14 protein-coding genes and 1 pseudogene are annotated in these 15,072 nt (G+C 67.5%); 3 read left to right on the top strand and 12 right to left on the bottom strand.

The window, feature by feature from the left end; genetic code table 11:
* Positions 1 to 118: 118 nt before the first annotated feature.
* Entirely contained in the window at positions 119 to 1,555 is a 1,437-nt protein-coding gene (pdxR, locus tag J3U95_RS13290) for a MocR-like pyridoxine biosynthesis transcription factor PdxR (RefSeq protein WP_208279058.1), read from the bottom strand.
* 242 nt (positions 1,556 to 1,797) lie between these two features.
* Between pdxR and J3U95_RS13285 the strand changes: the two genes are divergently transcribed.
* Together J3U95_RS13285 and J3U95_RS13280 are read left to right on the top strand one after the other, a co-directional pair.
* Positions 1,798 to 2,358, top strand: coding sequence for an EF-hand domain-containing protein (locus tag J3U95_RS13285; protein WP_208279057.1), 561 nt, complete (start codon positions 1,798 to 1,800; stop codon positions 2,356 to 2,358).
* A pseudogene (locus J3U95_RS13280) lies at positions 2,291 to 2,701 on the top strand (winged helix-turn-helix domain-containing protein); the annotation flags it as partial. The gene J3U95_RS13285 and the pseudogene J3U95_RS13280, both read left to right, overlap by 68 nt.
* Before the next feature lie 39 nt (positions 2,702 to 2,740).
* Here the strand turns inward: J3U95_RS13280 and J3U95_RS13275 are convergent.
* Positions 2,741 to 4,264 carry an HD domain-containing phosphohydrolase gene (locus tag J3U95_RS13275; RefSeq protein WP_208279056.1) on the bottom strand — a complete coding sequence of 508 codons (1,524 nt, stop codon included), beginning with the start codon at positions 4,262 to 4,264 and terminating at the stop codon, positions 2,741 to 2,743.
* 10 nt (positions 4,265 to 4,274) lie between these two features.
* Positions 4,275 to 4,733: a carboxymuconolactone decarboxylase family protein gene (locus J3U95_RS13270; protein WP_208279055.1), complete on the bottom strand. Its 459-nt coding sequence runs from the start codon at positions 4,731 to 4,733 to the stop codon at positions 4,275 to 4,277.
* Between the two features lie 242 nt (positions 4,734 to 4,975).
* On the opposite strand from J3U95_RS13270, the gene J3U95_RS13265 reads away from it, so the two are divergent.
* Positions 4,976 to 5,788: an SDR family NAD(P)-dependent oxidoreductase gene (locus tag J3U95_RS13265; RefSeq protein ID WP_208279054.1), complete on the top strand. Its 813-nt coding sequence runs from the start codon at positions 4,976 to 4,978 to the stop codon at positions 5,786 to 5,788.
* 15 nt (positions 5,789 to 5,803) lie between these two features.
* Here the strand turns inward: J3U95_RS13265 and J3U95_RS13260 are convergent, their stop codons facing one another.
* From J3U95_RS13260 to fliB, 9 genes are all read right to left on the bottom strand, one after another.
* The gene (locus tag J3U95_RS13260; protein ID WP_208279053.1) at positions 5,804 to 6,553 is read right to left on the bottom strand and encodes a flagellar brake protein; all 750 of its coding nucleotides are present in this window, start codon (positions 6,551 to 6,553) and stop codon (positions 5,804 to 5,806) included.
* On the bottom strand, positions 6,546 to 6,905 hold the full coding sequence (locus J3U95_RS13255) for an EscU/YscU/HrcU family type III secretion system export apparatus switch protein (protein ID WP_208279052.1): 360 nt from the start codon (positions 6,903 to 6,905) through the stop codon (positions 6,546 to 6,548). Before J3U95_RS13255 ends, J3U95_RS13260 begins: the two co-directional genes overlap by 8 nt.
* Positions 6,898 to 8,034 (bottom strand): flagellar hook-length control protein FliK, encoded by a 1,137-nt coding sequence (fliK, locus tag J3U95_RS13250; RefSeq protein ID WP_208279051.1) that lies wholly within the window; start codon positions 8,032 to 8,034, stop codon positions 6,898 to 6,900. The genes J3U95_RS13255 and fliK overlap by 8 nt, the downstream gene beginning before the upstream one ends.
* An 18-nt stretch (positions 8,035 to 8,052) precedes the next feature.
* Positions 8,053 to 8,376 carry a flagellar protein FliT gene (locus J3U95_RS13245; protein ID WP_370662069.1) on the bottom strand — a complete coding sequence of 108 codons (324 nt, stop codon included), beginning with the start codon at positions 8,374 to 8,376 and terminating at the stop codon, positions 8,053 to 8,055.
* A gap of 20 nt (positions 8,377 to 8,396) precedes the next feature.
* Positions 8,397 to 8,849 carry a flagellar export chaperone FliS gene (gene fliS / locus J3U95_RS13240; RefSeq protein ID WP_208279049.1) on the bottom strand — a complete coding sequence of 151 codons (453 nt, stop codon included), beginning with the start codon at positions 8,847 to 8,849 and terminating at the stop codon, positions 8,397 to 8,399.
* Between the two features lie 22 nt (positions 8,850 to 8,871).
* Positions 8,872 to 11,511, bottom strand: a complete 2,640-nt coding sequence (fliD, locus tag J3U95_RS28730; RefSeq protein WP_208279048.1) for a flagellar filament capping protein FliD — start codon at positions 11,509 to 11,511, stop codon at positions 8,872 to 8,874.
* A gap of 180 nt (positions 11,512 to 11,691) precedes the next feature.
* The gene (locus J3U95_RS13230) at positions 11,692 to 12,051 is read right to left on the bottom strand and encodes a flagellar protein FlaG (RefSeq protein ID WP_208279047.1); all 360 of its coding nucleotides are present in this window, start codon (positions 12,049 to 12,051) and stop codon (positions 11,692 to 11,694) included.
* Between the two features lie 87 nt (positions 12,052 to 12,138).
* Positions 12,139 to 13,590 (bottom strand): flagellin N-terminal helical domain-containing protein, encoded by a 1,452-nt coding sequence (locus J3U95_RS13225; RefSeq protein WP_208279046.1) that lies wholly within the window; start codon positions 13,588 to 13,590, stop codon positions 12,139 to 12,141.
* A 241-nt stretch (positions 13,591 to 13,831) separates the two neighbouring features.
* Positions 13,832 to 15,061, bottom strand: a complete 1,230-nt coding sequence (gene fliB / locus J3U95_RS13220; RefSeq protein ID WP_208279045.1) for a flagellin lysine-N-methylase — start codon at positions 15,059 to 15,061, stop codon at positions 13,832 to 13,834.
* Positions 15,062 to 15,072 lie beyond the last annotated feature (11 nt).

Below are 15,072 nucleotides of genomic sequence, written 5' to 3'. Positions count from 1 at the left end.
ATGCTTCAAAGATACGAAATGGGACGGGGCCGCCGCAATACGCCTTAGGGAAGACGCCAGGTGGAGGGCGACTACGCTACCCTCGCGCGGCAGCATGGATCGGCCTCTGTGCTCTCCCTTACGGCATGGCGCCGTCCAGCGCTTGCGCCACGCGCCGCGCCAGTTCTTCGGCCTGGCCTTCGCTGGCGACGTTGGCGAAGTTCATCAGGAGCGCGCTGCGCGTGGGCGTGCCGGCGTGGAAATCGGCCAGCGCCAGCGGCGCCAGGCCGTGCTCGCGCAGGCGTGCGGCGAGCAGGCGGTCGGCGCCGGGCGCGACTTCAAGCACCAGGTGCAGGCCGCCGGCCTGGGGCAGGATGGTGGCGCGCGCGCCGAAGGCCGGGGCCAGCGCGCGCGCCGTGAACTCGCAACGCTCGGCATACAGGCGGCGCATGGCCTGGACGTGGCGCACGAAATGGCCGTCCTGCATGAACTCGCACAGGATGGACTGGGTGAGCGCCGGGCAGCCGTTGCTGAGCAGGCTGGCGGCGTCCTCGAAGCGCTCGACCAGCTCGGGCGGCACCACCACGTAGGACAGGCGCAGCCCCGGGAACATCACCTTGCTGAAGCTGCCGCTATAGATCACGCGGCCGGCGCGGTCCATGCTTGCCAGGGCCGGCAGCGGACGTCCGCTGTGGCGGAACTCGCCGTCGTAGTCGTCCTCGACGATCCAGGCATCGTGGGCGCCGGCCCAGTCGAGCAAAGCCTGGCGCCGCGCCGGCGGCATGCTGACCGTGAGCGGGCACTGGTGACCCGGCGTGACCACCGCCATGCGCGCGCCCGGCGCCAGCAGCGCGGCGCGCGCCACGTCCAGGCCGTGCTCGTCGACCGGGGCCGGACGCGGCACGTAGCCCAGGCCCGCCAGCAGGTGGCGCGTGGGCGGAAAGCCCGGCTCCTCGGTCCACACCATGTCGCCGGGCGTGAGCAGGGCGTGCGCAACCAGGCCCAGGACCTCGCGGTAGCCGGCGCTGACGAATACCTGGCACGGCATGCAGTCGATCCCGCGCGAGAGCTTGAGGTAGCTGGTGATGGCGGTGCGCAGGGCGGGCGCGCCGAAGCTCGATTCCTTCAGCAGGTGGCGCGTCTGCAGCGAACGCGCGGTGCGCGCGGCCATGCGCGCCCACACCTTGCGCGGAAAGGCGTCCAGCGCCGGCAATCCCATCTGGAACGGCAGCGGCGCGACGGCGCCGCCGACGTCCAGCGGCAGCGGGCGTGCGCGCGGCGTCACCTTGGCGCGCGCCGGCGCTCGCTGCGGGGGATCGCGTCGTGCGACCACCGAACCGGCCGCGCCGCGCACTTCCAGGTAACCCTCGGCCGACAACAGGGCATAGGCGGCGGCCACCGTGCCGCGCGCCAGGCCGAGTTCCTCGGCCAGCACGCGGGTGGCGGGGATGCGGTCTCCTGCCTTGAGCACGCCCGTGTCGACCGCTTGGCGCACGCGGGCATGGATCTGGCGGTACAGCGGGATTGGGCTGCCGGCGTCGAATGTCAGGTAGTCGCTGACGGACAGGTCTTGCATGTGCTTACGTTTCCTCCTTTGTGGTCGATTATGCACTTGGACCGGTTGTCACGGAAGCGCGGACTGGTCCAAGAACGGCTTGGCTCAGCCTTAAATGCAGATCTTGGTCCAGCGCGCCGGTAGCGCCCCGCGCGACTTCGCATCGCCGGCGCGATGGACCCAGTCATTGGCTCGATCTTGGCTCTTTATCCAGGTCGCATTCGGCGCGACGATGACAGTCCCTCATCCATGATGGAGCAGCCATGCAGATTTCTTCCAGCCTGTCGTCGGCGCTGTCGTCGGCGATGCCCCGCGTCGCGGGTGCGAAGCCGTCGGCCAGCCAGGTTCCGTTCGCGATCGCCCAGGCGCGCGCCGACTCGGCAGAAGACCGGCACCGCCTCGAAGAGAACGCGGCGCGCCATGCCGACGCCATCGCCAGTTTCGCCAGCCAGGGCCTGACCATGACCCAGGGCTCCTACACCATGCTGTACAAGCAGGAGGTGGCGAAGTCGATCGATTCCGATGGCGACGGCATCATCGGCGTCGACGAACTGGCGAGCGGGCTTGGCGGCAATGAAAGCATGGAGCGCGCCAGGCAGCTTCATTCCTTGCTCGACGTCGATGGCGACGGCCGTATCGGGCTGGACGAATTCGGCGACAGCGTGCGCGACCCGTTCCGCGACGCGGATTTTCGCCGCCAGCTCGAACAGCGCGGCGCCATGGATCCGACCGCGATCGGCGCGCTGCACCGGCGCCATGCGGCGCAGTACGACGCCGCGGCGGTGCTGGGGGCGATGGCGCGCGCGATCGATACCGCCGCATAGCATGATGATTTATGACGCTGCATGGCGCGGCCATGCAGCGTCATGCAGGAGAGCGATAGTGAAGACAGGTTGGCGCATCGGACCATGCGTGCTGTTCCCGCGCCGGCGCCGGCTCGAAGCCTGCGGGCGCGAAGTGGCGCTGGGCTCGCGCGCCTTCGACCTGCTGGTGTGCCTGGTACGGCGCGCCGGCGAGGTGGTGGGCAAGGATGAACTGCTGCGCCAGGTGTGGCCGGGCCTGGTGGTGGAAGAAGCGAACGTGCGCGTGCACGTCTCGAACCTGCGCAAGGCGCTGGGCGCGGTGGCGCCCGATGCCGGCGCCTGGATCGTCAACGTGCCGCTGCGCGGCTATATGTTCCGCGGTCCGCTCGAACCGATTCCGACCTCAGATCAGGCCCAGGGTCAGGGCCTTGAGGGTGGCGGCGGCGCGGGTCGAGCAGTCGAGCTTGCGGAAGATGCTCTCGACGTGGGTGCGCACGGTGCTGGGGCTGATGCGCATCGCGCGCGCGGCCTCCTTGTTGCTCTCCCCGAGGCTGATGCGCTGCAAGACCTCGGCTTCGCGCGCCGACAGCGTGGCGCGCACCGGCGCGCCGGTGGTGCCGTTCGCACCATTCGCACCATTGCCTGGCGCCGTGCGAACGCCCGTCGCCGCGGCCAGCACGGCGTCCACCGTGGCGCGGTCGAAGCGGCCGCCCGTCACCTGGGCCTCGAGCAGGGCGGTGGCCGCCACCGGCTCGTGGGCCGCGCGCCATGGCCGCGGCGAGCGCAGCGCCACCCAGGCGGCGGCCACGCCCAGCAGGCGCTGCGGCGCGCCGAGGGCGCTCGCGTCCAGGCTGCGGAAATACCCGCTGCCGTCGAGTCGCTCGTAGACGTGCGAGGCCAGTTGCGCATCCGGCCCCAGGCCGTCGATGCGGCTGCCGGCGCGCGCGGTCCAGTAGGGCACCAGGCGCACCGCTTCCCAGTCGGCGGCGCTCAATTTGCCGTTGCGCTCCCATACCGTGTTGGTCACCGCCGCGCGCCCGATCCCGTGCAGCAGGGCGGCGCGTGCCAGGCCGCGCTGCTGTGCCTCGGGCAGGCCCGCCAGCTGCGCCGCCTCCTGCGCCAGCAGCGCGACGCGGCGCGAATAGCCGGCCAGCCAGGGCAGCTTCAGTTCGATCATGTCGGCCACCAGGGTGAGCGGCACCGATACCGGAAGAAAATCCGATGGCGGCGATGGCGTTTCGGCGGCCTCCAGCTCGTCGAGCCAGGCGCGCGCGTGCGACGCCACGAGCGCCACCAGGCGCGCCGGATACTTGACGTCGCCCAGCTGCGCGATCATCTCCAGCGCGCGCTCGATGCCATGCACGCGCGCCAGGATCTCGAGGTCCCCGCCCAGCACCGCGTGGTACACCACGGTCGGCACTTCGTCGCCGCGCAGGTGGAGCGGAAGGCCGCTGCCGTCGTAGTGCTCCCACACGTGGCGCAAGCCGCTTTCGACCGCGGCCGGCAATCCCATCATGGCGGCGATGTCGCCCGCGACTTCGCAGTGGACTTCGGCCAGCTCGGTGGTGTCGGAGAGGCGCGCCACCTGCTGGGCATTGAGGGTGCGGCTTACCAGCGCATGGCGCGCGCCGACGTCGTCGCCCATCATCGCGGCGAAGCCGGCCGCGTTGGCGGTACAGCCCGACCAGCGCAGCAGCGCCACCATGCGCGCATGCTCGCACGCCGCGGCATCGGCTCCGGCTGCCGCGGCCACGCGCACGGCCAGGCGCGCGGCGCGCTCCGAACCGTCGATCGGCTGGCCCATGCTCAGGTCGCCGACGATGGCGAGCAGTGCCATCGCCTGGGACAGGGTGGCGGTGTCGTGGCCGTGCAGGCAGGCCGAGGGAAGCGACAGGGAAGAAGAAGTTTCGCGCGCGGCCGTGTCCATCGATCGTCGTTTACATGCCCGGGGCGGGATGCACCGGGATCTGGTTGCGCAGACTCAGGTTGATGACGTTCCAACCACGAATCGCCGCGATAGTATAGCCAAGTTCGGCGATCTCGTTCTCGCTGAAATGCTCGCGCAGGGCCGGCCAGGCGGCGTCGGTATCGTCGCGGTGCGGCAGCGCATTGACGGCGTCGGCCCAGGCCAGGGCGGCGCGTTCGCGCTCGCTGAAGAAGGGCGACTCGCGCCATGCGGCCAGGGAGTTCAGGTGGCGTGGATCGGCGCCCTGCTTGATCAGGTCGCGCCAGTGCATGTCGATGCAGACGCCGCAGCCATTGAGCTGCGAGACGCGCAGCTGCACCAGCTCGAACAGGCGCTCGCCGATCGAGCTCTGGCGGTTGGTCATCGACAGGTTGACCATGGCTTTCAGGTTGGCGGGGGCCAGGGTGAACAGGTTCAGACGTGCGGACATGATGGGTTCCTTTCAGGTGGCGAGGGCGCACTGTGCGGCCTTCTTGCTGATAAGACGAGCCAGCATGCGCGGCTGTGACATGGGAGGCGATTTTTCTTTGCGGCTCTCCCAAAAGGAGGAGCGCGCCGTCCCGGGCCTGCCGATGCGCGATGCCGGCCTCCCTCCGATTAAAGAGGTATCGAGATTGCACCTTTATGGGCGGCTCGCTACACTGGTCCCGCCAATTTTGAAAGGGACATCCAATGACGCAAACGAACAAGGGAACCGCCGTCATCACCGGCGCATCGACGGGCATGGGTGCCGTGTACGCGGACCGCCTGGCGCGCCAGGGCTACGACCTGGTGCTGATCGCGCGCGACGAAGAGCGGCTGGCGCGCGTGGCCAGCCTGGTGCGCGCCGCCACCGACCGCCGGGTCGAAGTGCTGGCCGCCGACCTGGTCGATCCGCAGGCGCTGCGCCGCGTCGAAGCGCTGCTGCGCGTGCGCGGCGACGTCACGCTGATGGTGAACAACGCCGGCATCGGGTCGGTCGCGCCGCTGCACGGCGACGACGTCGATGCGATGGACCGGATGATCGCGCTGAACGTCACCGCGCTGACCCGCCTGACCTATGCGGTGGCGCCGGGCATGGCGGCGCGCGGCGCCGGCGCCATCGTCAACGTGTCGTCGATCGTCGCGATCGCGACCGAGATGATGAATGGGGTGTACGGCGCCAGCAAATCCTATGTGCTGGCGTTTACCCAGGCGCTGCAGCACCAGTTCGGGGACAAGGGCCTGCGCATCCAGGCAGTGCTGCCGGGCGTGACCGCCACCGGCTTCTGGGACACGCTGGGCCATCCTTTGGCGCGCCTGCCGGCGGAGGTCGTGATGAGCGTGGACGACCTGGTCGACGCCGCGCTGGCGGGCCTGGCGCAGGGCGAGCAGGTCACCATTCCGGGCCTGCACGATGGAGAAAAATGGACTGCCTACGATGCGGCGCGGCGCGAGCTGGCAGGGCTGTTCGGCAATGCCGCGCCGGCGCCGCGCTACGCCGTGCCGGCGCGGCAGGCCGCCTGAAGGTTCAGGCCAATTTCAGGCCAAACCGGCCAGCTTGGCGTTGCGCTCGCGCTCGAGCTTGGTGATGTAGCGCTGCACGGCAGCCAGGCCGCCGCGAGAAATGTCGACGAACTGGCAGCCCAGGCGGCGGCTGGTCTTGTGGTTCAGGAGGGTGAGGTCGAGCGAGTTGCGGATCTCGAGCGAGGTCGCGATCGGACCGATCTCGGGCAGTTCGATGCGGCAGCCCTCGATCACGCGGCCGATGCTGGCGCCCAGCTGGAGCTTGTTGTCGAGCAGGGCGATGCCGCCGACGCTGATGTCGTGCAGCGGGAACACGCCCATGCCGCCGCCGGCGTCGATCGGCACCGGCACCAGCGCGCGCACCGGATTGCTGACCGGCGTGGGCATGCGGTAGTACTCGCGCCGCTGCAGGCGGATCAGGGTGGGCGGGATGTCGGCGCGCAGCGCGGGCTCGCCGCGCCAGGTGGTGGGGCCCAGGCCGTCGGCGCCGAACAGGATGCGGATCTTGTCGAGCGAAGTCTCGCACTTGACGCGGCCGGCGGCCACGATGCGCTCGTTCTGGGCGCGGTCGACCGAGCGGTCCAGCACCACGGTGCCGCTGTCTTCGTCGACCGCCAGGATCGAGGTCACGCAGACGTCGGCCTCGCCCTTGATCAGCATGCGAATCAGCTGGTTCTTTTCTCCGATCTGGCGCAGCAGCGCCACGATCTCGCGGCGCGATCCGACTTCGTAGTCGTGCCAGTCTTCCAGTTCTGCTTCAATCATCGCTTGCATCTGTCCTTGCCGCTAAGTCCGTTGGGAGGTGGGGCGTCGGATCGGGCGCGGGAGGCAACAGCCCACCATGTTGTCGAGCCGACTCTATATGATATAGCCATGCCAACAGTTCCGCAATTGCCCGGTACAGGGCCGGCGGAATCTCGCGGTCGAGATCGACCTGCATCAGCAGCGACACCAACTCCTTCGATTCGTGCACGAACACGCCGGCGTCCTGGGCGCGCCGGATGATCTGTTCGGCCACCATGCCGGACCCCTTGGCCACGACGGTCGGCGCGCGCTCGCCGGCGCCGTAGGCCAGCGCCACGGCGTTCTGGCGCCGCTTGTCGGCCGATTCAGTCATCGCCCGCATCCTTCGAATCCGGCGTGCCGGCACGCGCGCGCGCATCGAAGCCGGCCAGCGGCGTGCCCACCGCCTCGAGCGCTCCGGCCAGTTGCGGCATGTGCTCGCGCAGCAGGCCGGCGGTGGCGTCGTCGGCCGCCGCGAACTGCACCTGCAGGGCGCCGTTCACCATGCGCAGCTGCGCCTCGAGTTCGCCCAGTTGCGGAAAGCGCAGGCGCAGGCGCGAGTGCCAGATCGCCTGCTCGCCCTCGCCATCCTTGCCGCCATGGGCCTCGCGCTGCACGTCCCATTCCATCGGCTGGCCCGGCCACAGCTGGCCTTTCCAGGCCAGCTGCGACTGTTCCTGGGCCGCCAGCTGCATGCTGATGAACTGGGCGGTGGCGGGATCCTGCGGATTGGGGCGCACGCCGCCCTGCGCGGCCTGCTGCTGCGGTTCGTTCGCCAGTTCGGACAGGGGCAGGGCGCCGCGCGCCCATTCCGCCACGTGCGATTCGTAGAATAGCCCGCTCTTTCCGAAGGCCTGCTGCAGGCCGGCCGCCAGCGCCGCCGGATCGGCCCCGGGGCCGCCCACCAGCGGCGCGCGGCCGACGATGGCGGACAGCTGGCTGTCGGCCTTCTGGGCCGCAGCCAGCACGCCGGCCAGGGCCTGGGCGGTGGGACTCAGGGTGGTGTTCTTCGCTTCGGTGCCGCCGGCGAAGGCTTGCGCGCCGAGCGCAGCGCCGGACGCCAGCAGGGCGCTGGCGCGGCCGATGGCGGCGCCTTCGCGGTACGACAGCGGCGCATGCGCGCCGTCGGCATCTTCTTGCGGCGCGGGGCCGGCTTCGGCAAAGGCGGTCGTGGTTTGCGAACCGACCTGGAAGGTGGGACGCGGATGCAGGCCGACCAGGGTCATTGGCACGTCGGCGCCGACCTGGGCGCCAGGAGGCAGCTGCATGCGGGCCTGGGTGTCGGCGAACTTGACGACGAAGGTACCGTCAGTCAGCCGGGCCTGGACCGCGCCCTGGATGGCCTTGCCCAGGAAGGGCGCCATCTCGCGCGCAAAGGCTTGCTGGCGCGGGTCGGCGGCCTGCTCGGCCGGCCGCGCCGGGGTGACGGGCGCGACGCTGCCGACGAGTTCACGCGGCAGCATCGGGCCCTCTCATCATGATCAGACGCCGTAGGCGCGCACGACGCGGCGTTCGGTCGAGGTGCTCTTCATCAGCGACGACAGGTGCGCCATCCATGGCGTGGTGAGGTCGCGGATCTGGCGGTCGAAGTCGAGCATGCGGCGAATCGCGTCGACCTTGCGCAGGCGCTCCTGGCCGCCCAGCGGCGCGCCGCCTTCATTGGCCTTCAGGCGATTTGCATGGCGCGCGCATTCCTGCTCCAGCTCGGCCAGGCGGTCCCACTCGTTGGCGCTGGCCGCATCCAGCATGCGCTCGGTGATGCCGACCATGGTTTCGTAGGTGGTCACGACTTCCTGTCCGCTCATCGTCATTGTCGTCATCATCCTCAAACGCTCATCAGGGTGGGGGCTTTCTGGATCGCGGGCGGCATCGGCTCGGGCGCTTCCTGCTGCTCGCCGATCTGGACCCAGGCGCCGCGCAGGTCGGCCATCAGGCCGTGGACTTCCTCGACGATCGCCGCATCGTTCTTGATGTTCGCTTCCAGCAGGCGGCGGCTCATGTAGTCGTACAGCGCGTCCAGGTTCTGGGCGATCTCGCCGCCGGCTTTCTTGTCGAGCGAGGCGCGCAGGCCGTTGTCGATGATCGTGATGGCCTTCGAGATCGAGGCGCCCTTGATGCCGATGTTCGACGACTTGATGCCGTTGATGGCGCTGAGCAGGGCGACGATCACGCCGTCGTACAGCATGACCACCAGCTTGTGCGGCGACGCGGCGGCGACGCCGGTTTCCAGGCCGACCGTGGCATAAGCGCCCACACCGCGTTTAGGGGTTCCAAACATGTGATTCTCCAGTAATGCTTAATTAACCGTAGTTGGTCGACAGGGCGGCCAGCTGCTGGGTGAGATAGTTAGAAGTCGACTGCATCGAGGACAGCATGGCGTCGAGCGCGACGAACTGCGCGCGGTAGCGTTTTTCCATGCTTTCCAGGCGCAGTTCGAAGCGTGCGCGTTGTTCGGCGACCGACTTGATCGAGGCGTCCAGGCCATCGGTCTTGCTCTTGAGCAGACTGTCCTTGCCGATGAAGCCGGCCGCCAGGTTGGTCAGCTGGTAGGCGAAGCCTTGCGAGAAGGTGACGGTGCCGCGATCGCCGACCAGGCCGCCGGTGATCGACACCTGGATGCCTTCGGCCGCCGAGCCGGCGGCCGCGGTCAGCGACTGGCCGTTGCCGGTGGCGGCCACGCCGCCGATGGTGCCTTCGACGTCGGTGCCCTTGGTCGGCGTGGCGCCGCCGAAGATGCTGTCGACCGAGCTGCCGCTGACGCCGGCGATCGAGATGTTCGACACCTCGCCATACTTGCTCGACGACAGCGTCAGCTTGCCGTCCTCGCCAACCTCGGACTCGACCGTGTCGCCGGCGCCGGCGAAGGTGGAGTTGCCGTTGATCGCCGAGCGGATCAGCGCCGCCAGGTCCTCGTTGCTGTAGGTGCCGGCCTGGAGCTTGACCTCCTGGGTCTTGCTTTCGGTGACCGGATCGGTCTGGTTCAGCGTCACGCGCCAGACGGTATTCGGGGCGATCGTGGTCGAGCCGCTGAGCGCCGCGCTGCTGACCAGGTTGCCCCGGGTCGCCAGGCTGGTGATGTTGATCGGGTAGGTGCCGGGCTTGGTGGCGGCGCTCGACTTGTCGAACTTGATCATATTGTCGGTGGTCGAGCCCATGGCCGCGAACAGGCCGCCGAAGTCGGCGGCGTTTTCGGTGATCGCCTTGTTGAGCTTGGTGGAGTCGACCTTCAGGCTGCCGTCCTGCTGGAAGCCGATGCCGATCTGGCTCAGCGAGTTCAGCTTGCCGCCCGTGCCCTCCATCACGGCGCTGATCTGGCGCCGCAGCTGGCTCTGGATCGAGCGCACGCTGGCGTCGCCCTGCAGGATGGCGCCCTTGCCGGTCTCGGAGTTGAACGAGGTCAGGCCGACGATCGTCTTGTTGAGTTCGTTATAAGCCTTGACGAAGTCGTTGACCGCGGTGGTGATCGACGCGGTGTCCTTGGACACCGTGAGCGTCGAGCTGCCGAGCGCGGTGACGTCGAGCGTCACGCCCTGGATCGCTTCCGAGACGCTGGTGCTGTCGCTCTTGATCTCGATGCCGTTCATGTTCAGCTTGGTGCTCTGGGCGCCGGCCGTCTGCGTCATGCCCTGCACGCCGGCCGGATCGTAGCCGAGCATCGCGGCGATGGCCGGATCTGCCGGCGCGCCGTCTTCGCCGCCGACGGTGATCTTCATCGTCGTCGCTTCGCCAGTCTTGTTGGAGGTCAGCACCAGGTGATAGGGCTTGGCGCTGCCGTCCGACACGATGGTGGCGGTCACGCCCATGTCGGCCTTGTTGATGGCGTCGCGGATGCCCTGCAGCGACTGGTCGCCGGCGCCGAGCGTGATGGTCTTGCTGTTGATGGCGCCGTTGAGCGAAAAGCCGGAATCCATATGGCTGCCGATGCTGCCCGCGGTGAAACCGGCGGCGGCCGGATTGGTGCCGCCGACCACGATCTGGTTGCCGTCGTTCGAGCGCAGCGTCACGCCGGCGGTCGCCGTGCTGGTCGAGCCGGTATTCGCGGCGTTAGCGGCGTGACCGATGCCGCCGCGCACGGTGCCGGTGACGGTTTCGGTTACGTCGATGGTCGAACCGTCGGCGGCGCTGAACTGCAGCGTGCCGTCGGCGGCGCTGCCGGTGACGGTGATGTTGGCGGCGGCCAGCGCATTGCGGGTATTGGTGCTGGTCAGTGCGGTGTCGAGGGCTGCGCCCGTCAGCGGTGCGCTGCCCGGGGTCAGGTTGGCCAGCTGCACGCCGCCAACCGAGAGCGCATAGCTGGAGCCCGCATCGACGCTGACCTGGCCGAAATTCTCGAACAGGCCGGCGGCGGTGGTGGTGGCGCCGGCGGTGGCGACCACGCCGGTCTTGTCGGCCTGCGCATTGATGGCCTCGGCCAGGGCGCGGGCGCTGCGCGTGGTTGGGCCAGTGCCGATGGAGATGCCGTTCAGGCTCAGCGAACCGTTGCCGATACCGCTCGATGCGGCGGCCAGGCTCAGCGCATTGCCGGTGGCGCCGAAGGTGCCGCCAGTGACGGTGCCGAACTGGAAGGTCAGGGTGGTCGGAGCGCCGGCGCCGATGGTCGACGACGTGCTGGCGTAGCCGTTGGTCTTCAGGCTTTGTGCCTGCGCCAGCTGGGTGACGTTGATCTTGTACTTGCCCGGTACGGCGCCGGCGCCGGCGGTGCCGCTCAGGACGTCCTTGTTGCTCGCGGTGGCGCCGAGGCCCTGGAACGTGGCTGGGGTGTTGAGCTTCGTCAGCGCGCCCTGGAAGGTGCCGACCGCGGCGCTGACCTGGGCCAGCGCGGCGCTGCGGGCCTGGAACGCCGCCGTCTTCTTGTCATAGGCGGCAAGCGGCGCGGACTCAGCCTGCATCAGCTGGCTGACGATGCTGTTGATGTCGAGTGAAGATGAACTGACGGCCACTTGTTTCTCCCGTGAAAGCGATATCGTAAGTGATTATCGACAGAAACAAACCGGACTTAAGAGCGGTAAATGCGGCTTTATTTAGATTTTGCAGGACGGTATCCGGCCTTGCGGGATGAAGGCCGATGAAAAAAGCGCCACACCCTCGCGGGTGCGGCGCTTCGTGGCGGAGCTGGCGGATCAGGCGGTTTGCCGGATCAGCAAGCCTTGCATCTTGTCGATGGCTTTCGCCATTTCCAACGCTTCCTTGCTCGGCATCTGGCGCACCACTTCCCGGGTGTTCTGGTCGATGATCTTGACGACGACTTCCTTGCTTTCTTCGTCGATCTCGAATTCCAGGCTCTGGGCAGAGGGCGGCATCGCCTCGTTGAGCTTCTTGACTGCGGCCGACACTTCTTCCCGATCCGGTGTTGACTCCACGACCGAGGCTGGCGTGTCAGGGACCGGCTGGCGGCCCGCGACCGCAGCTTGCCCGGTCACCGCAGCTGGACGTTCGTCCAGTTTCGGAGCGGGCGACGAACCAAGTGATTGGATCTGCATGTCGATTTCCCTAGTAAAAATTCCCCGGCTGAATTTCTTCAGCCGAGGAACCACTTACCTTGCGATGTTGTTACTACGCGTTAGCGATTAGCCACGCAGCAGCGACAGGACACCGTTCGGCAGCGAGTTGGCCTGGGCCAGCATCGAGGTACCAGCCTGCTGCAGGATCTGACCGCGGGTCATCTTTGCGGTTTCAGCAGCGAAGTCGGTGTCGACGATGCGGCTGCGCGATGCCGACAGGTTCTCGGTCGACGAGCCCAGGTTCGAGATCGCCGATTCGAAACGCGACTGCAGTGCGCCGTATTCTGCGCGCTGGCTGTTGACCGCGGAGAGTGCTGCATCGGCGGTCTTGATCGCAGCCTGGGCGCCCTCGAAGGTGCTGATGTCGAGGTCGGCCACTGCTTTCAGCTTCGAATTGCCGGCCAGGCCCATGGTGGTGGTTGCATCGACCACCGAGAAGCTCTTGTCGGAGTCCATGGTGATCTTGCCCATCGCGGTGGCGCCGTTGGCGCCGTTCGTTTCGGCTGCAGCGCTCTTGCCGCCGGCGGTGGTGTAGGTCGACAGCATGGCTTGGCCTGCGGCAGCGTCGCTCGAGGTATTCTTCAGCTTGATGTCGTTGCCGTCGGCGTGGGTCAGCTTGATGCCGCCGTTGACGGAGTCATACGATGCGGTGACGCCGGTCTTCGCCGATTGGGCATTGAAGGCGCTGATGGCACCGGCATGGCCGTTGGCGTCGTCGGTGCCCACCGAGAACGAGATCGTCACGGCGGTAGCGTTATCCGACGCCAGCGTCATCGTGAACGACTTGTTTGCAGTCAGGTCCAGGTTGGCGTCGGTCTTGGCGGTGGCGGTCACGCCGGTGTCGCCGCTGACGGTGTTGATCTTGGCGACGGTGGACTTGGCGGTATCACCTGCGCTGACGTCGATGCCTTTCGTGCCTTGCGAGCCGTTGATGGTCACGGTGCCGGCCACCACGCCGTTGGTCGCGCTGGCGTTGGCTGCCTTGGCGGCGATGTCGGTGCTGTTGTTGCCGTAGGTCGAGGTGGTGAAGTTCGAGCCGCCCATCGAGATCAGCTGGCCTGCATTGGCGCCGACCTGGAAGTTCGCGGTGCCCATCGTGCCGTCCATCAGCTTCTGGCCGTTGAACTCGGTGGTGTTGGCGATGCGGTTCAGTTCCGAGGTCAGCTGGGTGACTTCGGTCTGCAGCGCTTTACGGTCGCTGGCCGAGTTCGACGAGTTCGACGACTGCACTGCCAGTTCGCGGATACGCTGCAGGATGTCGCCCGAGCTCGACAGGGCGCCTTCGGCGGTTTGTGCCATCGACACGCCATCGTTGGCGTTGCGGGTGGCCTGGGTCATGCCCTTGATTTGCGCGTTCATGCGATCGGAGATCGCGAGACCAGCGGCGTCATCCTTGGCGCTGTTGATGCGCAGGCCCGACGACAGGCGCTGGATCGAGGTGTTCAGCTGCGACTGCGAGGTCGACAGGTTACGCTGCGAGTTGAGGGATGCGACGTTGGTATTGATTACGGATGCCATGGTGTCTACTCCAGAGACGTGGTCTTACGGGGTGCAGCGACCTTGCTGCTGTGTACTTTGGTCCGTCGCGCTGTTTCGTGACGTTCAAACCGCTGTTGTTGCTGGTAACGGTGCCCTATGGAAAAAGTTTAGGGCTCCATTTCGAAAAAATTGGCCTGCGAGGAAGGCGCGGTCAAAAAACGCTGGCCTTGGCGGCAGGCAAAAAAGGAACTTGAGGGCAAAATAAATTTTATTTTTGCGCTCAGGTCTTGAGCAATGTGTACAGTTTGCCCAGCTCCGCCCAGCCGCTTTCATGCAAGGATGCGTTGACGCGCCTGGTATAGCCGGGCACGTGCTGGAAGCGCCGGCAATGCAGTTGCACTGTCGATACCATGGTGGCGATCGGCGGCACTTCGCCCTCGGTGTTGCACTGCACCGCAAGAATCAGGCGCAGCAGGCCGAAGCGCGCCATCAGCTGCACATAGCTTTGATAGGGGGTGGCGCCGTTGAACGGGAAGAGCTCGGAGAACACCTCGTTCACCAGGTAGTGTTCGAGCAGCCAGGGAGCGCCCGCCAGGGCCTCGTCGAGGCGGCCCAGGCCGCGCCGGTAGGCGCCGACCAGCCCCTCGGCGCTCACCTGACCCTGGGCGTCGGCGCCGAACCTGGCGGCGACCTGCTGCATCAGCGCCTGCTCGTGCGGCGACGTCGACTCGAAGCCCTTGGTCGCCCACAAAGTGGCGAACACCATGGCCTGGGCATCGTGGTCGGGCTGGATCAGGTCCAGCGTCGCGAGCAGCCCGCCGTCCTCGACCAGGCGCACGAAATCTTCGATCATGGCCGGAATGGTCTCCTGCTCGCCTCGTTCGCACAGTCCGTCCAGCATGTCGCAGAACGTCCCCAGCAGCGCCAGGCGCTGCCACAGGGCCAGCTCGTGGGTACGCAAGAGATTCAGGCAAAAGATGCGGATCTCGGCCATCAGCGCCGGGGGCACGCCGCAACGCGGCCCGACGCCGAGCACGGCCGACTGCCGGACATGGATCGGGGCCTCGACGAAATCGAAAGCGTCTTCGGCCAGCAGGGCCAGGCGCGCGGCCTCGGGGCAGGAAAGGGTGATCGCCTGCTCGAACTGGCCATCCAGGCTGCGGTTGGTGCGCGGGTATTCGTGGCAGACTTCGGGCAGGTAGGATTCGCCGAGGTGGGCCTGCACCGAGCAGATGCCGTCGTGGAGCGCCGGGCATCGCTGCTGCTCGCCGACCGTCCTGATCGCCCCATAGGCGCGATCGCCCATGCCTTCCAGGCGCGTCATATTGGCCATCATGCGCTCGAGGGCCGGGACCGATTCCTTGCGGTAGGCCTTATAGGTCTTCTTGTCGACATGCACCGTCCAGCCGGAACAGCAGGTGTCCTCGCAACTGGCGCCGATGCAGCGGAACCGCTCGACGAAGCGGGGCTTGAGTGCGGTCAGGGTCTGTGTGCGGTGCAGGATGGGCATGGACTGGCTGC

The sequence above is a fragment of the Massilia oculi genome, assembly GCF_017582745.1.
GTDB classification, from domain to species: domain Bacteria; phylum Pseudomonadota; class Gammaproteobacteria; order Burkholderiales; family Burkholderiaceae_D; genus Telluria; species Telluria oculi_A.
Note: the sequence above shows the minus strand (reverse complement) of the source record. Positions and strands in the feature narration are given on the sequence as shown.

Coding starts and splice junctions, on each gene's coding strand:
- J3U95_RS13245 (WP_370662069.1), bottom strand. CDS start 8,376: ATGAGCGGACAGGAAGTCGTGACCACCTACGAAACCATGGTCGGCATC.
- J3U95_RS13285 (WP_208279057.1), top strand. CDS start 1,798: ATGCAGATTTCTTCCAGCCTGTCGTCGGCGCTGTCGTCGGCGATGCCC.
- J3U95_RS13265 (WP_208279054.1), top strand. CDS start 4,976: ATGACGCAAACGAACAAGGGAACCGCCGTCATCACCGGCGCATCGACG.
- J3U95_RS13230 (WP_208279047.1), bottom strand. CDS start 12,051: ATGCAGATCCAATCACTTGGTTCGTCGCCCGCTCCGAAACTGGACGAA.
- J3U95_RS13275 (WP_208279056.1), bottom strand. CDS start 4,264: ATGGACACGGCCGCGCGCGAAACTTCTTCTTCCCTGTCGCTTCCCTCG.
- fliB (WP_208279045.1), bottom strand. CDS start 15,061: ATGCCCATCCTGCACCGCACACAGACCCTGACCGCACTCAAGCCCCGC.
- fliK (WP_208279051.1), bottom strand. CDS start 8,034: ATGCTGCCGCGTGAACTCGTCGGCAGCGTCGCGCCCGTCACCCCGGCG.
- J3U95_RS13270 (WP_208279055.1), bottom strand. CDS start 4,733: ATGTCCGCACGTCTGAACCTGTTCACCCTGGCCCCCGCCAACCTGAAA.
- J3U95_RS13225 (WP_208279046.1), bottom strand. CDS start 13,590: ATGGCATCCGTAATCAATACCAACGTCGCATCCCTCAACTCGCAGCGT.
- fliS (WP_208279049.1), bottom strand. CDS start 8,849: ATGTTTGGAACCCCTAAACGCGGTGTGGGCGCTTATGCCACGGTCGGC.
- pdxR (WP_208279058.1), bottom strand. CDS start 1,555: ATGCAAGACCTGTCCGTCAGCGACTACCTGACATTCGACGCCGGCAGC.
- J3U95_RS13255 (WP_208279052.1), bottom strand. CDS start 6,905: ATGACTGAATCGGCCGACAAGCGGCGCCAGAACGCCGTGGCGCTGGCC.
- J3U95_RS13260 (WP_208279053.1), bottom strand. CDS start 6,553: ATGATTGAAGCAGAACTGGAAGACTGGCACGACTACGAAGTCGGATCG.